Source organism: Actinospineispora spinosispora DSM 44797 (assembly GCF_000429025.1).
Taxonomy (GTDB): domain Bacteria; phylum Actinomycetota; class Actinomycetes; order Mycobacteriales; family Pseudonocardiaceae; genus Pseudonocardia; species Pseudonocardia spinosispora.
Genome location: NZ_KE386837.1, coordinates 252,665 through 271,780, shown reverse-complemented (window position 1 = coordinate 271,780; position 19,116 = coordinate 252,665). Strand labels below are relative to the sequence as shown.

Annotated in this window: 17 protein-coding genes; 11 read left to right on the top strand and 6 right to left on the bottom strand. The window is 69.0% G+C overall.

All coding sequences use genetic code 11. The features are described 5' to 3' along the window. Positions 1-91: 91 nt before the first annotated feature. The 3 genes from G406_RS0140145 (at position 92) to G406_RS55050 (ending at position 1,429) form a co-directional block, all read left to right on the top strand. On the top strand, positions 92-373 hold the full coding sequence (locus tag G406_RS0140145; RefSeq protein ID WP_028938242.1) for a metal-sensitive transcriptional regulator: 282 nt from the start codon (positions 92-94) through the stop codon (positions 371-373). 66 nt (positions 374-439) lie between these two features. Continuing rightward, positions 440-661, top strand: coding sequence for a heavy-metal-associated domain-containing protein (locus G406_RS0140140; protein WP_028938241.1), 222 nt, complete (start codon positions 440-442; stop codon positions 659-661). Between the two features lie 90 nt (positions 662-751). After that, the gene (locus tag G406_RS55050; protein ID WP_051343324.1) at positions 752-1,429 is read left to right on the top strand and encodes a hypothetical protein; all 678 of its coding nucleotides are present in this window, start codon (positions 752-754) and stop codon (positions 1,427-1,429) included. A 130-nt stretch (positions 1,430-1,559) separates the two neighbouring features. On the opposite strand, the gene G406_RS0140130 is transcribed toward G406_RS55050, so the two are convergent. Both G406_RS0140130 and G406_RS0140125 read right to left on the bottom strand, forming a co-directional pair. Beyond that, positions 1,560-2,426: an alpha/beta fold hydrolase gene (locus G406_RS0140130; RefSeq protein WP_037081005.1), complete on the bottom strand. Its 867-nt coding sequence runs from the start codon at positions 2,424-2,426 to the stop codon at positions 1,560-1,562. Further along, the gene (locus G406_RS0140125) at positions 2,423-2,926 is read right to left on the bottom strand and encodes a CGNR zinc finger domain-containing protein (protein WP_051343350.1); all 504 of its coding nucleotides are present in this window, start codon (positions 2,924-2,926) and stop codon (positions 2,423-2,425) included. Before G406_RS0140125 ends, G406_RS0140130 begins: the two co-directional genes overlap by 4 nt. A gap of 65 nt (positions 2,927-2,991) precedes the next feature. Here G406_RS0140125 and G406_RS0140120 point away from each other — a divergent pair, with 65 nt between their 5' ends. Further along, positions 2,992-4,170 carry a multidrug effflux MFS transporter gene (locus G406_RS0140120; protein WP_037081002.1) on the top strand — a complete coding sequence of 393 codons (1,179 nt, stop codon included), beginning with the start codon at positions 2,992-2,994 and terminating at the stop codon, positions 4,168-4,170. Here G406_RS0140120 and G406_RS57590 read toward each other — a convergent pair whose 3' ends face one another. Then, positions 4,171-4,320 (bottom strand): hypothetical protein, encoded by a 150-nt coding sequence (locus G406_RS57590; protein WP_156935404.1) that lies wholly within the window; start codon positions 4,318-4,320, stop codon positions 4,171-4,173. 76 nt (positions 4,321-4,396) lie between these two features. Here G406_RS57590 and G406_RS0140110 point away from each other — a divergent pair, with 76 nt between their 5' ends. Both G406_RS0140110 and G406_RS0140105 read left to right on the top strand, forming a co-directional pair. Beyond that, positions 4,397-6,271 carry a propionyl-CoA synthetase gene (locus G406_RS0140110; RefSeq protein WP_028938237.1) on the top strand — a complete coding sequence of 625 codons (1,875 nt, stop codon included), beginning with the start codon at positions 4,397-4,399 and terminating at the stop codon, positions 6,269-6,271. Positions 6,272-6,424: 153 nt separating this feature from the next. Continuing rightward, a complete protein-coding gene (locus G406_RS0140105) occupies positions 6,425-6,619 on the top strand; it encodes a ferredoxin (RefSeq protein WP_028938236.1) in 195 nt (64 codons plus the stop codon). A 1-nt stretch (position 6,620) separates the two neighbouring features. Here the strand turns inward: G406_RS0140105 and G406_RS0140100 are convergent, their stop codons facing one another. Then, positions 6,621-7,436 carry a DUF72 domain-containing protein gene (locus tag G406_RS0140100; protein WP_245607390.1) on the bottom strand — a complete coding sequence of 272 codons (816 nt, stop codon included), beginning with the start codon at positions 7,434-7,436 and terminating at the stop codon, positions 6,621-6,623. Between the two features lie 26 nt (positions 7,437-7,462). Here G406_RS0140100 and G406_RS0140095 point away from each other — a divergent pair, with 26 nt between their 5' ends. From G406_RS0140095 to hrpA, 5 genes are all read left to right on the top strand, one after another. Continuing rightward, positions 7,463-8,299, top strand: a complete 837-nt coding sequence (locus G406_RS0140095; RefSeq protein ID WP_028938234.1) for a serine hydrolase domain-containing protein — start codon at positions 7,463-7,465, stop codon at positions 8,297-8,299. Beyond that, entirely contained in the window at positions 8,296-8,883 is a 588-nt protein-coding gene (locus G406_RS0140090) for an STM3941 family protein (protein ID WP_156935403.1), read from the top strand. Before G406_RS0140095 ends, G406_RS0140090 begins: the two co-directional genes overlap by 4 nt. Positions 8,884-8,980: 97 nt before the next feature. Continuing rightward, the gene (locus G406_RS0140085; RefSeq protein ID WP_028938232.1) at positions 8,981-9,241 is read left to right on the top strand and encodes a hypothetical protein; all 261 of its coding nucleotides are present in this window, start codon (positions 8,981-8,983) and stop codon (positions 9,239-9,241) included. A gap of 393 nt (positions 9,242-9,634) precedes the next feature. Next, positions 9,635-11,038: a M20/M25/M40 family metallo-hydrolase gene (locus tag G406_RS52805; RefSeq protein ID WP_211241413.1), complete on the top strand. Its 1,404-nt coding sequence runs from the start codon at positions 9,635-9,637 to the stop codon at positions 11,036-11,038. Positions 11,039-11,083: 45 nt separating this feature from the next. Next, on the top strand, positions 11,084-14,920 hold the full coding sequence (hrpA, locus tag G406_RS52800) for an ATP-dependent RNA helicase HrpA (RefSeq protein WP_051343323.1): 3,837 nt from the start codon (positions 11,084-11,086) through the stop codon (positions 14,918-14,920). Between the two features lie 123 nt (positions 14,921-15,043). Here the strand turns inward: hrpA and G406_RS0140060 are convergent, their stop codons facing one another. Continuing rightward, on the bottom strand, positions 15,044-18,691 hold the full coding sequence (locus tag G406_RS0140060; RefSeq protein WP_028938231.1) for a caspase, EACC1-associated type: 3,648 nt from the start codon (positions 18,689-18,691) through the stop codon (positions 15,044-15,046). Next, positions 18,688-19,059, bottom strand: coding sequence for a hypothetical protein (locus G406_RS57585; protein WP_156935402.1), 372 nt, complete (start codon positions 19,057-19,059; stop codon positions 18,688-18,690). Before G406_RS57585 ends, G406_RS0140060 begins: the two co-directional genes overlap by 4 nt. Positions 19,060-19,116 lie beyond the last annotated feature (57 nt).

Below are 19,116 nucleotides of genomic sequence, written 5' to 3'. Positions count from 1 at the left end.
ATCAGTGACCATTTGGACACGCTGTTGGTCAGCCTTTCCGGTTACCCCCCTGAGGTATACTCGGATGACCACCACGACCTGGAGGACGGCGATGCCGGGCTACGTCGATCAGAAGGACACCCACCTGCGACGCCTGCGGCGGGTGGAAGGCCAGGTCCGAGGCCTGCAGCGGATGGTCAACGAGGACGTCTACTGCATCGACGTACTGACCCAGGTCTCCGCCGCCACGCGTGCGCTGCAGGCCTTCGCGCTGGAGCTGCTCACCGAGCACATGTCCGGCTGCGTCGTCGACGCGGCGCGGGCGGGCGACGAACAGGCCGAGGCCAAGGTCCGCGAGGCGGCCGACGCGATCGCCCGCCTCGTGCGCTCCTGACCCGTCGACGGGGCCGTCCCATCGCGGCGCAATAATCACACCCGACACCGTTCCCCGGAGGACTCGATGACCGTCCAGGCACCTTTTCGCACCAGCGTGACCGTCTCCGGCATGACCTGCCAGCACTGCGTCAGCTCGGTGACCGAGGAGCTGACCGAGCTCGACGGCGTCCGTTCGGTCGACGTCACACTGAGTGACGGAAGCGTCATCATCATGAGCGATCGAGAGCTGAGTGGCGACGAAATCCGCGCCGCAATCGACGAAGCCGGCTACACAGTGACCGACTAGCGATCCCGGGTGTCACCTCATCGAAGCTTTACCGATGTGACTACGATCTAGTGCCGAGCCCATCCCCGATCGCCCCTAAGGTCGCTGCATATGGTGTTTCGCGAACGTCGCCACTCCCGGCACCGTGCCACTGACGCCGACTCGTCGGACGCCATGCCGGACCATGAGCTGGATTCCTTCCTCGCCGCGATCTCGCCCGAGGCTGACGCCGCGCAGTCCGCACAGCCCGCCGCGTCGGCGCTGACCGAACGCTTCGGTTCCGCCCAGGTGTTCCAGCTCCGGCTTCCTTCGTTACGTCTCGAACAGCTGCGCCGCCTCGCCGAGGCGAGAGACATGGCCCCGACCGCACTGGTGCTCGACTGGATCGTCGAACGTCTCGACCAGGAGGACCCGGGCCCCACCACCACTCCGGCACCGCGTCAGGAGTCGAACCCGGCATCGGTGGCCGAGCCGGCCGTGAAGCCGGCCGGGGGTCGTCGACGCGCCGCGTCCCGTCCGCCCACCACCGCGACGGTGGAGCTCGAACCGGCCCGCCAGCCCGCGACCGCCTCGCTCGACATCAGCGAGCCCGTCGCGGCGTTCTCGCCGCTCGACCAGCTGCGGCCCGCCGGTGAGCTCACCCCGGTGTCGACGGCCGACCCGGAGGCGCCGGTGACGCCGCTGTTCCGCAACCCGCCCACGCACTCGGACGACAAGCCGGCGAAGAAGGGCCCGCGCCACCGCGCACCCGAGCCCATCACCAGCCTCCACACCCGCCGCAAGTTCTGACCCCCCGTGAGTGGCGAGTGGTCCTACCCCGAAGGGGCGCCGAAGGCGTAGCAACCCTGGGCACTCACGACAGCTTTTCCGTCGTGAGTGCCCAGGGTTGCTATAGGACCACTCGCCACTCACGAGCTCCCTAGACCGGACCACCACCCAGGAACGGCCGCAGCAGCGCAACCAGCGAGTCCGGCCGCTCCTCCGCAAGGAAGTGGCCGCACTCCGGGATCGGCTCGCCGCTCACGTCGTCGGCGTACTCGCGCCACACATCCAGCACCGGCACCTGACCGAACAGCGCCGACCCGCCCCACAGCGCCAGCACCGGCATCGCCAGCCTGCGTCCGGCGTCGAAGTCGGCGTCGTCGAGCTCGGCGTCGTCCGGGAACGACGCGCGATAGTCGTCGAACCCTGCCCGCAACGCGCCGGGCGCCGAGAAGGAACGCACGTACTCCGCGATCGCCTCGGGCTCCAGCCCGTGCCGGTTGTGTGTCCAGTTGTCGAAGAAGTAGCCGAGGTAACCGGCGACGTCGGCGCCGGCGAGCCGCTCGGGCAGGTCGGGCTGCAGGTGGAACATCCAGTGCCAGTAGCGCCGCGCGATGCCCAGGTCCCAGCGCTGCCAGGTCGCCCTGGTCGGCAGGATGTCCAGCACCGCCAACCGCTCCACCTGGTCCGGCCGGTCCAGTGCCCAGCGATGCGCGACCCGGGCACCCCTGTCGTGGCCGACCACCCCGACCCGGCCGAAGCCGAGCGACTCGGCGAGCGCGGCGATGTCGGAGGCCATCGTGCGTTTGTCGTAGCCGGAGGTCGGCTTGTCCGTCCGACCGTATCCGCGCAGGTCAGGTGCGATCACCGTGTGCTCATGGGCGAGCTGGGGCAGCACCTTGCGCCAGCAGTGGCTGGTCTGCGGCCAGCCGTGGAGCAACACCACCGGCGATCCTTTCCCGGCGCGCAGATAGTGCATCCGCAGGCCGTTGACGATCGCCACCCCGGTCCCGATATCCGTCATGCCTCGACGCTAGAACGTCCTGCCGTCCGGCGCGCCCTGTGCCGCCGCACCGCGTCCCGGTTGACGCACGCGTGCGAGCAGTAGCGCTGCTTTCCGCCCTGGGTGAAGTCGACGAAAGCGCGCCGGCACTCGGCGACCGCGCACCGGCCGAGGCGGTGCATGCCGGTCGAGGTCAGGTGCTGCGCGGCGGCCACCGACGTGACGGATCGCAGGATGACGGCCAGGCTCACACCGTCGTCGCGGTAGTGAACGTGCCAGCCGGACCCGTCGTGCCGGGTGATCCGGGGGTAGGCCACCGAGTCCGCCAGCAGTGCGTTCAGCAGGTTCACCCGCTGGTCCTCGGTGGTCGCGTCGACCACCTCGGCCCACTCCTCCACAAAGGCGCACACGCTCCGGAAGTCGTCGTCGTTCGTCGGCACCGGCGGGCCCAGCCCGCCGGCAGCCCAGCGACGCACGACGTCGTCGAGATCGACCGGGGCCTCGTTTATGAGGTCGATCACAAAGACCAGGAAGTTCCGGTGGTAAGAGTTCGAAGCCACCAGACTATTACACCATCGTCTCGGGCATGCCTCACCTGAGATTGATCGTCACTCTCGCCGCGCTCACCGCCGTCTCCCCGTTCTCCACCGACATGTATGTCCCCGGATTCCCCCAGATCGCGGCCTCGTTCGGGACGTCGGGCACCGCCGTCCAGCTGTCGCTGACCGGCTGTCTCGTCGGTGTCGCCGTCGGACAGATCGTGGTCGGCCCGATGAGCGATGCACTGGGACGGCGGCGCCCGCTGCTGGTCGGCTCGGCGCTGTTCGCCGTGATGTCCCTGGTCTGCGCCCTCGCCGGGTCCGTCACGGTGTTCACCCTGGCCCGGGTGCTGCAGGGCGCCGCGGGCAGCGCCGGGATAGTCCTCGCCAGGGCGGTCATCAGCGACCGGTTCGCCGGGCCCGACCAGGCACGACAGATCGGGCTGCTGAGCATCATCACCTCGGCGGCGCCGATCCTGGCGCCGGTCACCGGCGGTCTCGTACTCGCCATCGGCCCGTGGCGGCTCGTGTTCGTGGCGCTCGCCGTCGCCGGGCTGCTGTTGCTGGCCGCGGTCTGGGCATGGGTCCCCGAGTCGCTCCCGGCGCACCGGCGCAGGACCGGCGGTGTCGTCGCCGCGATGGGCGGGCTGCTGCGACGCCCCGCGCTGGCCGGCTACTTCCTCGTCGTGGCCTGCTGGGGCGGGGCACTGTTCGCCTACATCAGCGGCTCGTCGTTCGTCTTCCAAGGCGTCTACCGCCTGTCCCCCACCGGCTACAGCCTGGTCTTCGCCACGAACGCCGTCGGCATGCTGGTCGCGGGCGCGGTGTTCAGGCGGCTCGCCGGGCGCGTGCGGCTCAACCGGTTGCTCGTCACCGGCACGAGCATCTCCACCGCCGCGATGATCGTCCTGGCCGGTCTGCTCGGCTGCGGCATCAGCACGCTCACCGCCACGTGGGTGTGTCTGTTCGTCATGACGTCCGGCCTCGGGATGATGCTGCCAGCCGCGGTCTCCCTCATCCTCGCGCTCGGCGACGACGCTCCCGGAGCGGCGTCCGGCATCCTCGGCTGCGGGCTGTTCGTGTTCGGCTCGGCCGCCGCGCCGCTGCCCGGCCAGACCGCTCTCTCGACCGCCGTCGTCGTGCTCGGCTTCCTGCTCGCCGCCACGGCCGCCCTGCTCACCCTCGCGCGACCGTGGCGGTATCTCGGCGAGCCGGTCCGGGCCTGATCAGACCGACAGCTCGGCGCCGCACTCCGCGCAGCGCGGGTCATCGGAGTCGACGGTCTCGTCGTCGGCGAACCGGCCGCACTCGGGACACACCCGGTTCACCCAGCAGACCGGGTCACCGCCCTGCGCGGATCGCTCGTTGCTCGTCATGGCCCCTCCCTCGTCACAACACTAGGCTCGGCGTCACATCTGACACAGAACAACGGCGTCGTGGGAGATTGCACGGATGAGTGGCTATCGGGACACGTTCCGCACCAGCATCGACGACCCGGAGGCGTTCTGGGGCGCCGCCGCCTCGGACATCGACTGGTACGAGCAACCGACCCAGGTGTTGGACTCGTCGAACCCGCCGTTCTACCGATGGTTCACCGGCGGAGTGCTGAACACGTGCCACAACGCGCTGGACCGCCACGTCGACGCCGGACGCGGTGACCAGGCCGCACTGATCTACGACAGCCCGGTCACCGACACCCGGCGCAGCTACACCTACTCGCAGCTACGCGACGAGGTCGCCACGTTCGCCGGGGTGCTGACCGGGCTGGGCGTCGAGAAGGGCGACCGGGTCGTCGTCTACATGCCGATGGTGCCCGAGGCGGCGGTTGCGATGCTCGCCTGCGCGCGCATCGGCGCGGTGCACTCGGTGGTCTTCGGTGGTTTCGCCGCCAAGGAGCTCGCGGTGCGGATCGACGACGCTGCGCCGAAGGCGATCGTGTCCGCATCCTGCGGCATCGAGGGCAAGCGGGTCATCGAGTACAAGCCGCTGCTGGACCGGGCGATCGAGCTGGCGACGCACAAGCCGGACAGCATGGTCATCCTGCAGCGCCCGCAGGCGCCGGCCGCGATGGGTGAGCGCGACGTCGACTGGGCCGACGCCGCCGCCAAGGCCTCGCCGGTCGGCTGTACCCCCGTCGCCGCGACCGACCCGCTATACATCCTCTACACCTCGGGCACCACCGGTAAGCCCAAGGGCGTCGTGCGCGACAACGGCGGGCACGCGGTCGCGCTGCGCTGGAGCATGACCAACATCTACGACGTCGGCCCCGGCGAGACGATGTTCACCGCATCCGACGTCGGCTGGGTCGTCGGGCACTCCTACATCGTGTACGCGCCGCTGCTGGCGGGTGCCACCACCGTTCTGTACGAGGGTAAGCCGGTCGGCACGCCCGACGCGGGCCAGTTCTGGCGGGTCCTGTCCGAGCACGGCGCGAAGGCGATGTTCACCGCGCCGACCGCGTTCCGGGCGATCAAGAAGGAGGACCCGAAGGGCACCTTCCTCGCGGACTACGACCTGTCCGGTCTGAAGTACCTGTTCCTGGCCGGCGAGCGGCTCGACCCGGAGACGCTGCGCTGGGCGCAGGATCTGCTGCGCATCCCGGTGATCGACCACTGGTGGCAGACCGAGACCGGCTGGCCGATCGCCGCCAACCCCATGGGCCTGGAGCCGATGGAGGTCAAGCCCGGTTCGCCGACGGTGCCGGTTCCGGGCTGGAACATCCAGGTGCTCGACCCGTCCGGCTCGCAGTCCGAGGCGGACGTGGACGGTGCGCTGGTGGTCAAGCTGCCGCTGCCGCCCGGTGCGTTGCCCACGCTGTGGAACGACGACGAGCGGTTCGTCGCGTCCTACATGTCGGCCTACGACGGCTACTACCTGTCCGGCGACGGCGGGCACATCGACGCAGACGGCTACGTGTTCGTCATGGGCCGCACCGACGACGTGATCAACGTGGCCGGGCACCGGCTGTCGACCGGCAGCATGGAGGAGGTACTGGCCGGCCACCCCGACGTCGCGGAATGCGCCGTGATCGGCGTGGCCGACGCCATGAAGGGCCAGGTCCCGCGCGGTTTCGTGGTGCTGAAGGCCGGAGTGGAGACCGACGAGGAGCAGCTGCGCGGCGAGCTGGTGCAGATGGTCCGCGACCAGGTCGGCGCGGTCGCGTCGCTGAAGGACGTCGCGGTGGTCGCGGCCCTGCCGAAGACCCGCTCCGGGAAGATCCTGCGCAAGACCATGCGGGGCATAGCCGACGGCGCCGACGAGGCGGTCCCCTCCACGATCGACGACGCCAGCGTCCTGGACGCACTCCGCCCGGTCCTGCGCCGCTGACCAGAAGTTCGCACAGAGGCTCTCTACGCCGCACAGAGGCCGGGGCCTCTGTGCGGCGTGCACCCGCTCTGTGCGAACCACCGGCGTTTGCGCAGGTCAGGTTAGGCTTTGCTGGCTATCCAGGGGCCCGGCTTGTGTGCACGATGGTTACTCATGAAGATTGTGGTGGATTTCGATCGTTGTGAGAGCAACGCCGTATGCATGGGTGTGGCGCCGGACGTGTTCGAGGTGAAGGAGGACAACTTCCTCTACATCCTCGACGAGACGCCGCCGGAGTCGGAGCGCGCGCAGGTGGAAGCCGCCGTCGAAGGATGCCCGAAGGCGGCCATCTCCATCCGGGAGGACTGACTCAGCCGGCCAGCTTGGTGGTCAGTGACATCGCGTCGGCGGGCGCGCGGACCTTGACGTCGTTGTCGAAGTAGACGTAGACGTCGCGGTCGGCGTGCCACGCGCTGATCTTCTCCGCCCAGCCGTCGAGTGCGGTGTCGGTGTATCCGCTGGTGTAGAGCTCGGCGTCGCCGTGCAACCGGACGTACACGTGGTCGGCGGCGCTCGGCCGTTCGAAGTACGGCCAGGTGCCCGCCGAGTCGGCGACCACACACGCGACGTCGTGCGCGGTGAGCAGCTCGGTGAACTCGTCGACCTGGAAGCTGGCGTGCCGCACCTCCAGCGCGTAGCGCAGTGGTCGCCGGGCGTCGGTGCTGGTGAACGCCCTGCCGTCGAGCCGTTCGTCGTGTCCGGCGGCCAACGCGGCCGCGGCCTCCGTGTCCCGGGGCAGCGCATCGAAGAACGCCGCGAGCACATCGGGGTCGTAGCGAAACGTCGGCGGCAGCTGCCACAGCACCGGACCCAGCTTCGCGCCGAGTGCCAGCACACCGGATGCGAAGAAGTTCGCCAGCAGGGTGTCGGCGTCGCGCAGCTTCTTCATGTGGGTGATGAACCGGGGTCCCTTGACCGAGAAGACGAAGTCGTCCGGTGTCTGCGCGGCCCAGGACCGGTAGCTGCTCGGGCGCTGCAACGAGTAGAACGAGCCGTTCAGCTCGACACTGCGCAACTTGCCGGACAGGTACTCCAGCTCGCGCCGCTGGGCGAGCCCCGGCGGGTAGAACACTCCCCGCCACGGCGGGTACACCCACCCCGAGGTCCCGATCCGCACGTCACCCACGTCGGGACCCTAGTACGTTCGAGGGCGTGCGAAGTCTGGGTGTGGTTGACGAGTGGCCGGTTGAGCACGTGGCGGTTGCCGTCGTGGGCGCGGACGGTTCGGTGCGGGGCACACACGGGCCTCAGGACCGGGAGTTCCGGCTCGCGTCGGTGACGAAGCTGCTCAGCGCGTACGCGGTGCTGATCGCGGTCGAGGAGGGCGCCGTCGAGTGGGACCAGCCGGCGGGACCGCCCGGTTCGACGGTGCGGCACCTGATCTCGCACACCTCCGGTCTGGCATTCGACAGCGACACGGTGCAGGCACGCCCCGGTACCCGCCGCATCTACTCCAACACCGGCTTCTCGGTACTCGCCGACACGGTGACCAGCTCGAGCGGCATCACGTTCGCCGACTACCTGACCGAGGCGGTGTTCACCCCGCTCGGCATGACCAGCTCCCGGCTGACCGGTTCCGCCGGCGCCGGCGGCATCTCCACCTGCGGGGACCTGGCGTTGTTCGCCGCCGAGCTGCAGGCGCCGAAGCTGATCGCCGAGCAGACCCTGCACGAGGCGACCGGCGAGACCGCCTACCCCGACCTGGCCGGGGTGCTGCCCGGGTTCGGCAGGCAGAACCCGAACGACTGGGGGCTCGGCTTCGAGCTGCGCCACCACAAGACCCCGCACTGGACCGGGCACACCAGTTCGCCGGAGGCGTTCGGGCACTTCGGGCAGTCCGGCACGTTCCTCTGGGTCGATCCGCCGGCGGGGCTGGCCTGTGTGGCACTGACCGACCGCAACTTCGGCGAGTGGGCAGCCTCGGCGTGGCCCGACTTCACCGACGGTGTGCTCGCCGAGGCCGGCTTCGGCGCGAGCCCGGCCGGATGAGGGCACGCGACAGGTACCTGGTTCGGCAGGACGGACGATTACTCGTGTACGCCCGGCGGTGGCGTCAGGTCGGGCTGGCAGCTTTCCTCTGCTATGTCGGGGTCATCGGGCTGCTGCTGGTCGGGGCCAGCGTCCAGGACCTCGCCGTATCGCAGTCACCGGACGCGCTGTGGGGGCTGGTCCTCGGCGGCCTGCTGGTCTGGCTGTTCGGTAAGCCGGGTGTCGCACTCGGCCGCCGCGCCGTGCGCAACGAACCGGTGCTGATCATCGACCGTGCGGGGGTGGTGTTCCCGCGCAGCCCGCTCGGGCGGCTGAGCTGGCAGGAGATCGTCGACTACCGGACGAGCCGGCTGACGCGGCTGACCGGCGGCACACTCGGCTCGATCGCGGTCCGGCTGCGGGTGAGCGAACCCCGCGCGGTCATCGCCAGGGCACCCGAGAGCCGACGCTGGCGGTACCGCGCGGCGACGGCGCTGGTGGGCTCGCCGGTGCTGATCCCACTGACGTTGCTCCCGCTGGACGCCACCGAGCTGGTCGACGAGCTGGACCACTACCGCCCGCGCGTCCAGCGGATGCGGCGATAGCCCGATCCGGTCTTGATCGGAATCACAGGAGTAAAGCTATTCGGATCAGCGATTTTCGGGGCTACGCTCGTCAGACAATCTTGGAAGGATTGCCCTCATGACTCGCGTCCTGCACTCGGTGGCCTGCGCCACGGCCGCTGTTGTCATCGCCCTCTTCATGTCGGCGGGCACCGCCGCCGCTGCCACGCCGTCGGCGCACCTCATGGGTCATCACCACCACCATGACTGGGACTGGGACGACCTCGACAACGTCGACCACGCGAACGCCAAAGAGGTCCTCGACGACTACTTCGGTGACTACAGCCACCGCAAGAGCGACGAGGCCAAGCGAATCCTGGACCGCTACTTCGACCGCTGAGCCACCGTTACGTGCCGATCAGCAGGCGAGGTGGCTGGGCGACGACCGATTCGACGAACTCGAACGCGTCACGGCGTGGAGTCGGCACGCTCGTGCAGCACCCGGTTCGACGTCAGGTCGATGCCTGCCCGTGGGCCCGTGCCGCCGGTGAACACCGGAACGGACGGGCGCGCCGTCGTGCCCGCCTGAGCGGTCAGCCCCCTGCATCACCGATAAATCAATCCTTGCGCATGACACCTTCGCGTTACCGTTGACCGCTGCAGTGCGCGCCGGAGCGGGGGCGTCATGGATCGGTCGGGTCGGGTTTCCAGGCGGACGGCGTTGCGGATCGGTGGTGCCGCGGCCGGGGTCGCGGCATTCGGCGGGTTAGCCGGTTGTTCAGGTGCGCCGAGCGTGGATCCGGTCGACCTGGACCCGGTCGAGCTGGCTCGCACGATGATCCGGTTCGACACGTCGCACAACGGCGACGGCGGGATCACCCGGCCGCACGCCGACATGTTGAAGGACATGTTCGACGCGGCGGGCGCGCAGACCGAGATCCTCAACGTGCCGAAGGCGGACAACGCGCACTTCGTCGCGCGCATCACCGGCACCGGGCAGGGCGGCAAACCACTGTTGATGCTGGGGCACTCCGACGTCGTGTCGGTCGAACGGGACCGGTGGTCGGTCGACCCGTTCGGCGGTGAGGTCGTCGACGGCTGGCTGTACGGCAGGGGCAGCCTCGACATGAAGGGCGCGAACGCCGCATTCATCAGCGCGCTGCTGCGGCACGTCCAGGAGGGCACCCGGTTCGACCGGGACATCATCTTCCTGTCCGACTGCGACGAGGAAGCAGGTCCGAGCGGCACGCGGTGGCTCGCGCGGTCGCACTGGTCGACGATCGACGCGGGTGCGGTGATCACCGAGGGCGGCTGGATCCTGACCAGGTCCGACGGCGTCACGCCGATGCTGGCCGGCATCACCGTGCAGGACAAGTCGGCGACGAACGTGGAGCTGGTCGCGCGCGGCACCACGACGCACTCGTCCAAACCGATGCCGGACTCCGCGATCATCCGGCTGGACCGGGCGATCAGCCGTCTCGCCGACTACCAGCCGCCCGCGACCCTCGCCCCGGTCGCCCGGCCGTACTTCGAGGCGCTGGCCGCCGCCACCGACAACCCCGCGCTCGCCGACGCGCTACGGCTCCTGCTGAGCACCGCCGACCAGACCGAGCGCAACAGAGCAGCCGATCTCGTGGTGTCGCTCAGCCCGTACCCGTGGCTGCACAACGCGATGCTGCGCCACACCGTCACCCAGGTCATCCAGCAGGCCGGCTACCGGACGAACGTCATGCCGGGCTCGGCGACCGCGACGATGAACCTGCGTCTGCTGCCAGGCGGCCAGCCGGTCGCCGAGACGCTCGACCAGATGCGGGCCGTACTCGGCGCGGAGCCCCAGCTGGACCTGCGGATCAGCACGAAGGGCACCACGCAGGCCCCTGACCAGCTGCTCGTCCAGTACCAGCAGCGACTCGCGGACAGCCCGTCGAGCACCGACACCGACGTCTACCGGCACCTGGAGCAGAGCCTGCGCGACACCTACGGCGGCATCCCGGTCGCGCCGGGCCCGTTCGAGGCGGGCACGAGCGCCGGGCCGTGGCGCGAGCGCGGCATCCCGGTGTACGGCATCTACCCGTACGCGGTGGACAACGACACGATGGTCCGCATGCACGGCAACGACGAACGGATCCGGGTGGACGCGCTGCGTCGGGGCACGGATCTGATGTACCGGTTCCTCGGGAGTTTCCGCGTGAGCTAAACGGATTGGCAGCCTTGGCCGGTGAGCTGGGATCATGGGGTCACCATGCACATCAGTTACCCGCCGGAGTTGCCGATCACGGCCAGGCGCGACGACCTCGCCGACGCCATCAGCAACAACCAGGTGGTGATCGTCGCCGGGGAGACCGGCTCCGGTAAGACCACCCAGCTGCCCAAGATCTGCCTCGAACTGGGCCGGGGTGTCACCGGCAAGATCGGCCACACCCAGCCGCGCAGGCTCGCGGCGCGCACGATCGCCACCCGCATCGCCGAGGAGCTGGACACCCCGCTCGGCGAGGTCGTCGGGTGGAAGGTGCGGTTCACCGACCAGGTCTCGGCCCGGACCCAGGTCAAGCTCATGACCGACGGCATCCTGCTCGCCGAGCTGGGCCAGGACCGGATGCTCAACCAGTACGACACGTTGATCATCGACGAGGCGCACGAGCGCAGCCTCAACATCGACTTCATCCTCGGCTACCTCAAGCGGCTGCTGCCCCGGCGGCCCGACCTCAAGCTGATCATCACCTCGGCGACGATCGACCCGGAACGGTTCGCCGAGCACTTTGGCGAGCCGGGTCGACCCGCGCCGATCATCGAGGTGTCCGGCCGTACGTATCCGGTCGAGGTGCGCTACCGGCCGCTGACCGACCCGGACAGGCCGGACGACGACGAGCGGGACCAGCCGGAGGCGATCGTCGCCGCGTGCCGCGAGCTCGCCGCCGAGGGCCCGGGCGACATCCTGGTGTTCCTGCCGGGTGAGCGGGACATCCGGGACGCGACCGAGACGCTCGCCGGTGCGATCACCGCCGATGGAACCCGGGGGCTGCTCCGCGACACCGAGCTGCTGCCGCTGTACGCCCGGTTGTCCAGCGCCGAGCAGCAGCGCGTGTGGGGACGGCCCTCGCAGGGTGTGTCGCGGCGGATCGTGCTGGCCACGAACGTCGCCGAGACGTCGCTGACGGTGCCGGGCATCAAGTACGTCGTGGACACCGGCACGGCGCGCATCTCCCGGTACAGCCACCGCACCAAGGTGCAGCGGCTGCCGATCGAGAAGGTGTCGCAGGCTTCGGCGAACCAACGTGCCGGGCGGTGCGGCCGTACGAGCGATGGCATCTGCATCCGGCTGTACGCCGAGGACGACTACGACGCGCGCGACCAGTTCACCGACCCCGAGATCCTGCGCACCAACCTGGCCTCGGTCATGCTGCGGATGATCTCGCTCGGGCTGGGCGAGGTCGCGGACTTCCCGTTCGTCGATCCGCCGGACAAACGCGCCGTCACCGACGGCGTCAACCTGCTGCACGAGCTCGGCGCGGTCACCGGCACGGATGCCGGCCCGCAGCGCAAGATCACCGAGATCGGCCGTTCGCTGGACCGGCTGCCGATCGACCCCCGGTTCGCCCGCATGCTGCTGGAAGCCGGACGCAACGGTTGCGCCGCGGACGTGCTGGTGATCGTCGCGGCGCTGTCCATCCAGGACCCGCGCGAACGTCCGGCCGACAACCAGCAGGCGGCCGACGCCAGCCACGCCCGGTTCGCCGACCCGCGCTCGGACTTCATGGGCTACCTGAACCTGTGGCGCTACCTGAAGCAACGGCGCGCGGAGCTGAGCAGCAACCAGTTCCGCCGCATGTGCCGACAGGAGTACCTGCACTACCTGCGTATCCGGGAGTGGCAGGACCTGCACGGGCAGCTGCGCCGGGTGTTGCGCGAGCTGGACATCTCGACGACCGAGTCGGACGACGAGACGACCGATCCGAAGGCGATGCACCAGTCGCTGCTCGCCGGGTTGCTGTCGCACATCGGTCTGCAGACCGAACCTCCGACGTCGACCAACAACCAGCAACAGAACCGCAACCGGCAGCGTGCGCAGCAGCGCCAGCGCAACACCTACCTGGGTGCGCGCAGTGCGTCGTTCGCGATCTTCCCCGGTTCGGCGCTGTTCCGGCGACCGCCCCGGTGGGTCATGGCGGCCGAGCTGGTCGAGACGTCCCGGCTGTGGGGCCGCACGGTCGCCCGCATCGAACCGGAGTGGATCGAGCCGCTGGCCACGCACCTGGTGCGGAGCACGTTCTCCGAGCCCGCCTGGTCGGCGAAGCGGGGCGCGGTCATGGCGCACGAGCGGGTCACCCTGTACGGGGTGCCGATCGTGGTTGACCGGCTGACCACCTACACCTCGGTCGACCCGGAGCTGTGCCGGGAGCTGTTCATCCGGCACGCGCTGGTCGCCGGTGAGTGGCGCACCCACCACCCGTTCTTCCATCGCAACCGCGAGCTGCTCGACGAGGTCGGCGAATGGGAGCAGCGGGCCCGGCGCCGGGACATCGGCATCGACGAGCAGACGCTGTTCGAGTTCTACGACAAACGCATCCCTGAGCGGGTCGCGTCGACACGGCATTTCGACCGCTGGTGGAAGACCGCGAGCCGGGACAACCCCGATCTGCTCACCATGACGTTGGAGGAGATCACCCACCACGACGGGGTGTCGGAGAACGACTACCCGTCGTTCTGGTCGACCTCGACGCCCGGGGCAGAACAGCCCGCGCGGCTGGCCCTGAACTACGAGTTCGAGCCGGGGACGCCGGACGACGGGGTCAGCGTCGACATCCCGCTGGCGCTGCTGCACCGGGTCGACGAGGCGGCGTTCAGCTGGCAGGTGCCCGGGCACCGGGAGGAGCTGGTCACCGCGCTGATCCGGTCGCTGCGCAAGGACCTGCGGCGCAACTTCGTGCCGGTGCCGGACACGGTGCGGGCGGCGCTGACGATGATCGACCCGGCGCGGGGTTCACTGCTGTCCGAGCTGAGCAGGGTGTTGCGGCAGCTGGCCGGGGTGACGGTGCCGCCGGACGCGTGGCGCTGGGACCACGTGCCGGATCACCTGCGGATCACCTTCCGGGTGATCGGTGAAGATGGTGCCGTCGTCGGAACCGGCAAGGACTTGGCGCAGCTGCGTGACCGGTTGGCGCGCAGGACCAGGGCGGCGCTGTCCGAGGCGGCGGGTGCCGAGGTGGAGCGGACCGGGGTGCGCGCCTGGTCCGACCTGGGCGCGGAGCTGCCGCGCACGGTCCGCCGGGAGCGCGACGGCTACCAGCTGGTCGGCTACCCGGCGCTGGTCGACGCGGGTGAGTCGGTGTCGGTGCGGGTGATGGCCTCCGAGGTCGAGCAGCAGACCGCGATGAGCCGGGGCACCCGACGGTTGCTGCTGCTGAACTCGCAGTCGCCGGTCCGGCAGGTCCGCCGGAGGCTGAGCAACACCGACTCGCTGGCGCTGAGCCGGGGCCCGCACGGTTCGTTGGACGCGCTGCTGGCGGACTGTCTGGACGCGGCGACCGATGCGGTGCTGGCCCGCGCCGGAGGTCCGTCCTGGACCTCCAGCGGCTTCGAGCGGTTGCTCACGGCGATGCGCACCGGGCTGACCGGCGCGCTCGTCGACGTGGTCGCCGGTGTGGTGTCGGTGCTCGCGGCCCACACGGAGGCGGAGGCCCGGCTGGCCGACGTCCGGTCGCCGGGGGTGGAGTCCTCGCTGGCGGACGTGCGCGCCCAGCTGTCCGCGCTGGTGTACCCCGGTTTCGTGGCGGCGACCGGCGCGGACCGCCTCGCCGACGTGGCGCGCTACCTGCGCGCGACGTCCCGTCGTCTGGAGACGCTGCCCCGCGAGCCGACCCGCGATCGGGACTGGATGGCCAGGGTGCAGGAGGTCCAGGTGGCCTACCAGGAGCTCCTGGACGCGCAACCGGCCGGCACACCGCCACCGCCCTCGGTCACCGAGATCCGCTGGATGATCGAGGAGCTGAGGGTGAGCTTCTTCGCCCAAACCCTGGGCACCCGCTACCCGGTGAGCGAAAAACGCATCTACAAGGCACTAGACGACCAACTCCCGTGACCCCCACCGCCCGGACAGGGCGACTTCGCAGAGCTTCGTGTTGCGTCGCAGACGCTGCAGTATCTGCGACGCAACATCAGAGTCTGCGAAGTCGCCCTGCATCAGGCTATGCGAGCCATCGCCTCAGCGGCCCAGGTCGAGGTCCGCGCCCTCGATCAGCTTCCAGGTCGGTACGCGGACGGCCGGCCCGACGTCGTCCCCGAGCAGCGCGCAGCGCCGCAAGATGCGACGTCGATGTGCTTCGAGAGCAAGATCGCTCGCGGCGCCGTCGTCAACCACCACGGCGACCTCGGCTCCCTCCATCGGGACCATCGCGTCGACCCGGTGTCCCCGGCGTGACACTCCGAGCCGTACGTCGAGCCCCGTCTGGCGGAGGAGTGCGCCGTAGAGCTGGTTGGCCCAGCCGCCGGCGCTCGCCGATTCGGAGGCACCGTCAAGCAGGACCCTGACAACCTCGGAACGGCTCCGCCACAGCTCCAGATCACCCACCACGAAGAGGTTAGAACGCGCTCGGGTGATGGCGACATTCCACAGTTCGTATTGCTTGTTCATCCAGTTCATGGCACCGGACGCATGCTCACCTCGAGCCGTCAGGGACAACAGCATGACGTCACGTTGACCGCCTTGGAAGGTATGCACGGTCGCCGAGAGAAACCGATTCTCCTCGAGCGGGCCACACCGCTGCTCGACCCGTGCCGCGATCAACTTGGCCTGAGCGGTGAACGGCGTGACCACACCGATACTCGCCTCGGGCGGAAGCGCGTCGAGGAGCTTCGATACCTCATCCACGACCCGTTCCGCTTCCACCGCGTTGGTCCACGACTTTCTGCCCGATCCACGCCGAGCCTCGCCGCACACGTCCGATCCCCGCACCGCCGGGCCCTCGACCGACGGCCGACCGCGAATATCGGTCAGCACGGTCCAACGGCCACCGTAGAACAGCCGGCTGGCAGCGTCCGCGATGTCCGGGTGGCAACGGAAATGCTCGTCCAACAGCACCGGGTCGCCGTACGCGCGCGCGGCGGCATCATAAGCCGAGTTCGTCGCCAGCAGCCCGCGTTCCTCCAGCCAAGAGGCCGACAGACGGTGCCGACGGCGAATCCGCGCCGCTTCGACCGCGTCGACCTTGGTGATCGCGCTGAGCTGCATCGGGTCTCCGATGATCAACGCCCGACGCGCCCGGAACAACAAGGGCAGCGCGTTCGAGAGCGAGCACTGGCTGGCCTCGTCGATCACCACCAGGTCGAACAGCTGGGGATCGGGCGGAAAGCGTCGGACGGACAAGGTCGTCACCGCCCAGGCAGGAACTCGATCGAGAACCTTCCGCACCAGAGGCCAGTCAGGTTTGCGTCTGACCATCATTCGAAGCAGCTCGTCGATTGCCCCGCGTCCCGAGTGCGCCGATGCGCGCACCTGGGCGCGGACCAGCTCCGTGGACGTGAGTTGGACCCCTAGTGCCGCTGCGTCGACGGCGATCGCTGCTTCCCGATCAGGACGCTGTGCCATCGCCACGGCCCTGGCACCGGCCTGCTCGTGCAGCGCTTCGGCAACGACCAGGAGGGCCTGGCATCCGTTCTCGTCGGCCTGCCGTTCGTCCACGCCGGCCTGTCGCATGAGCCGACGCCGACGCCAGGCCGCGAACCACGATGCGTCGGCGGCTCGACGCGCCCGACGCACCCATCGGCCAGGGTCGGGCTCGATCCTCTGCCGCAGACTCGCCAGGTCGACCCTCAGCTGGCTCGCCCGCTCGAGCAGCTCGGTCGCCGTTCGGGCAAGCGCCACCTCCGCCCATGCTCCTTCGGCCAGCTCCCGATCCAGTTCGGCCATCGTTTCGGTTGCCTGATGCAGCTTTGCTCTCGCCGTGTCGACGCTGCCCTGCGGCGGCGCGGCGAGGGTGCACAACGACTCGAGAGCTTCCTTCTCGATATCGGGTCGGTCCTTGTCCCTGGTACGCACCAGCCCGCCCGGGGCGAACTCGGCGAACTTGGCACAGACCTCGTTGACCGCCGCGTGGTTGTTCGACGCGAGAAGCACCTTCTGGCCGTTGGCGATCGCGGTGGCGATCACATTGGTGACCAGCTGGCTCTTACCCGTGCCCGGCGGACCGGTGGCAACCGTCAACGGTTGGGTCATCGCCAGACGGAGCACCGTGCGCTGCGTGTCATTGGCCGAGTGCGGGGTGACCATACGAGGCTCGGGCACCTCAGGACGCGGCCATTCCGAGCGAGGCCGGGCGAGTAGACCGAGCGCAGTCCCATCGATCTGCGCCGCTTTCCCCGTGATGACGGCCAGATCTTCGCGCAGACCTTTGGTGAATTTGTCGTTATCGACCGCGGTGAACAGCACTGCGGCGTTCCGGGCTCCCTGACCTGGGCTGTTGAGGTCGAGCCTGGAGGACAACCGTTCCGGCTCGAGTTCTTCGACGCAGGGCATACCGAAGTCCGTGGCCAAGATCGCGCGAGCCTCGAGGCCCAGCCTGCCATGCTCGCCGGCCAGCCAGGCCGGCTCGTAGCTGTCGATGAGCTGATCCGCGGTCTCGGCATCCAGCAACTCACGAGCCAACTCCGCGTTGGGCAGTACCGGGCCGAAAGGACGCAACCGCTGTCGGTCGGTGACTTCCACCCGCCGGACGAACAGCGGCGCGAACCGCTGTCCTCCGGCACCCGCGCTCTCGTTCAGGACAACAGCCGGATAACCCGTCCACAGCTCCGCATTGGGGTCGCGCCCGGCCAACCAGCCTTCCAGGTAGCTGGGAACCGGCATCTCCCCGTCGTCGAGGGCCCCGCTGATCAGCCGTTCCTCGCCGGTCAGACAGACGAACGCCCCACCGCCATCACGGGCATCGAGTAAGCGGCGCTCGCTACTCTCCGCCAACACGTGGTCCTGGAAGTAGGCCAGCAGTCGCCGCCAGTCAGGCGTCCCTGGCAGCGCCGTGGGGCGAGCGATGGGCTCGACCGGCTCGACACTCGTCGGACGATCGGACGGCCGAGGCCCACGGGGCGCCTCCGCTATCGTCATCCTGCCGTCGACCGCGAATGCACAGTAGAGCGGCGTCTGCGGTGGCTGCAGCCGCTGCATCTGTGTCTGGACGTGTTCCTGCAGCTGAGTCACGCTGACCTGCCCACCCCGTTGCGCCGTCCCGCCGAGCCCGGTCCACAACGCATCAACGATCACCTCGGTGAACCGCGAAGGACGCTGCCCGTCAGGGCCTTGGACACCGCTGAAGGACAGCTCCGTCGGACCGGATGAAGACAGCACGAAGACACCACTCGACGCCGCGCCATTCACGCCCTTCGCCACAGGCTGGCCTTCGCCCGGCAGTTCCTCGCGCACCCGGAAGCCGTGTACGAAGCCGCCGCTCAGACAGCAGTCGAGAATGGCCACCTTCTGGGTCGCCCGGCACACCTCTAACAGTTCGTTCACGAAGCTGGCTCGGACGCCGCTGGATTCCGGCCGCTTCGGATCGGTATCGGTGGCCGCGAAGAAGAACTCTCCGGTGGTCCGAGATGCGCGTAGCCCGTGTCCGGTGAAGTACACGAGTGCCAGCCCGTCCGGGCCGACCGAATCAAGGAACTGCCCGATCTCGTTGCCGATCTGAGCCGCCGACTGGTCGAGGACGATCCGGACATCGGTATAGGCCCCGATCTCACGATCCCGGAGCACCTCGGCCAGTGCCGACACATCGACCGCGCAGGACGGCAGGTCGGGCAGCTCCTCGTACTGGTACCGAGAGGTACCGACCAACAGGGCATGGCGTGGCCGATAGGTCATCGGGCATCAGTGTTGTCGGTTTCCGGCTCTGCCAGGAGTGTGCCTTCCAGCATTCGCAGCTGCGCGACCGAAGACTGACCGTCGAGCACAATACGAATTCCGTCTTTCTCTATCACGACGTGGTTGTTCTTGTTCCGTTCGAACCAAGCCCGTAGCGCGGGCTCGGCGAATTTCAACGCCCAACCCACAGTAACTGTGACACTCAGTATCTCCGTTACCCCTTTAGCCCCGATCGCATCCAGTTGGGCGACTTCAAGATTTGCCTCGACGCCACCGAAATCATCGAGATGCTCGCGGAGCTGACGAGTCAGTCGCTCCGCTCGGAGCGGGTTACCTGCTATTTCCACCGTGAGACGTACCGCGGTCACGTTCTCCCCTGTCGCCGGCGACGCAAGCCCCCGTGTCGCTCACGTCGTGTCAGTCGT

Excerpts from the sequence above, each read along its gene's own strand:
- G406_RS0140145 (WP_028938242.1), top strand. The coding sequence starts at position 92 with ATGCCGGGCTACGTCGATCAGAAGGACACCCACCTGCGACGCCTGCGG.
- G406_RS0140140 (WP_028938241.1), top strand. The coding sequence starts at position 440 with ATGACCGTCCAGGCACCTTTTCGCACCAGCGTGACCGTCTCCGGCATG.
- G406_RS55050 (WP_051343324.1), top strand. The coding sequence starts at position 752 with ATGGTGTTTCGCGAACGTCGCCACTCCCGGCACCGTGCCACTGACGCC.
- G406_RS0140130 (WP_037081005.1), bottom strand. The coding sequence starts at position 2,426 with ATGACGGATATCGGGACCGGGGTGGCGATCGTCAACGGCCTGCGGATG.
- G406_RS0140120 (WP_037081002.1), top strand. The coding sequence starts at position 2,992 with ATGCCTCACCTGAGATTGATCGTCACTCTCGCCGCGCTCACCGCCGTC.
- G406_RS57590 (WP_156935404.1), bottom strand. The coding sequence starts at position 4,320 with ATGACGAGCAACGAGCGATCCGCGCAGGGCGGTGACCCGGTCTGCTGG.
- G406_RS0140110 (WP_028938237.1), top strand. The coding sequence starts at position 4,397 with ATGAGTGGCTATCGGGACACGTTCCGCACCAGCATCGACGACCCGGAG.
- G406_RS0140105 (WP_028938236.1), top strand. The coding sequence starts at position 6,425 with ATGAAGATTGTGGTGGATTTCGATCGTTGTGAGAGCAACGCCGTATGC.
- G406_RS0140090 (WP_156935403.1), top strand. The coding sequence starts at position 8,296 with ATGAGGGCACGCGACAGGTACCTGGTTCGGCAGGACGGACGATTACTC.
- G406_RS0140085 (WP_028938232.1), top strand. The coding sequence starts at position 8,981 with ATGACTCGCGTCCTGCACTCGGTGGCCTGCGCCACGGCCGCTGTTGTC.
- hrpA (WP_051343323.1), top strand. The coding sequence starts at position 11,084 with ATGCACATCAGTTACCCGCCGGAGTTGCCGATCACGGCCAGGCGCGAC.
- G406_RS0140060 (WP_028938231.1), bottom strand. The coding sequence starts at position 18,691 with ATGACCTATCGGCCACGCCATGCCCTGTTGGTCGGTACCTCTCGGTAC.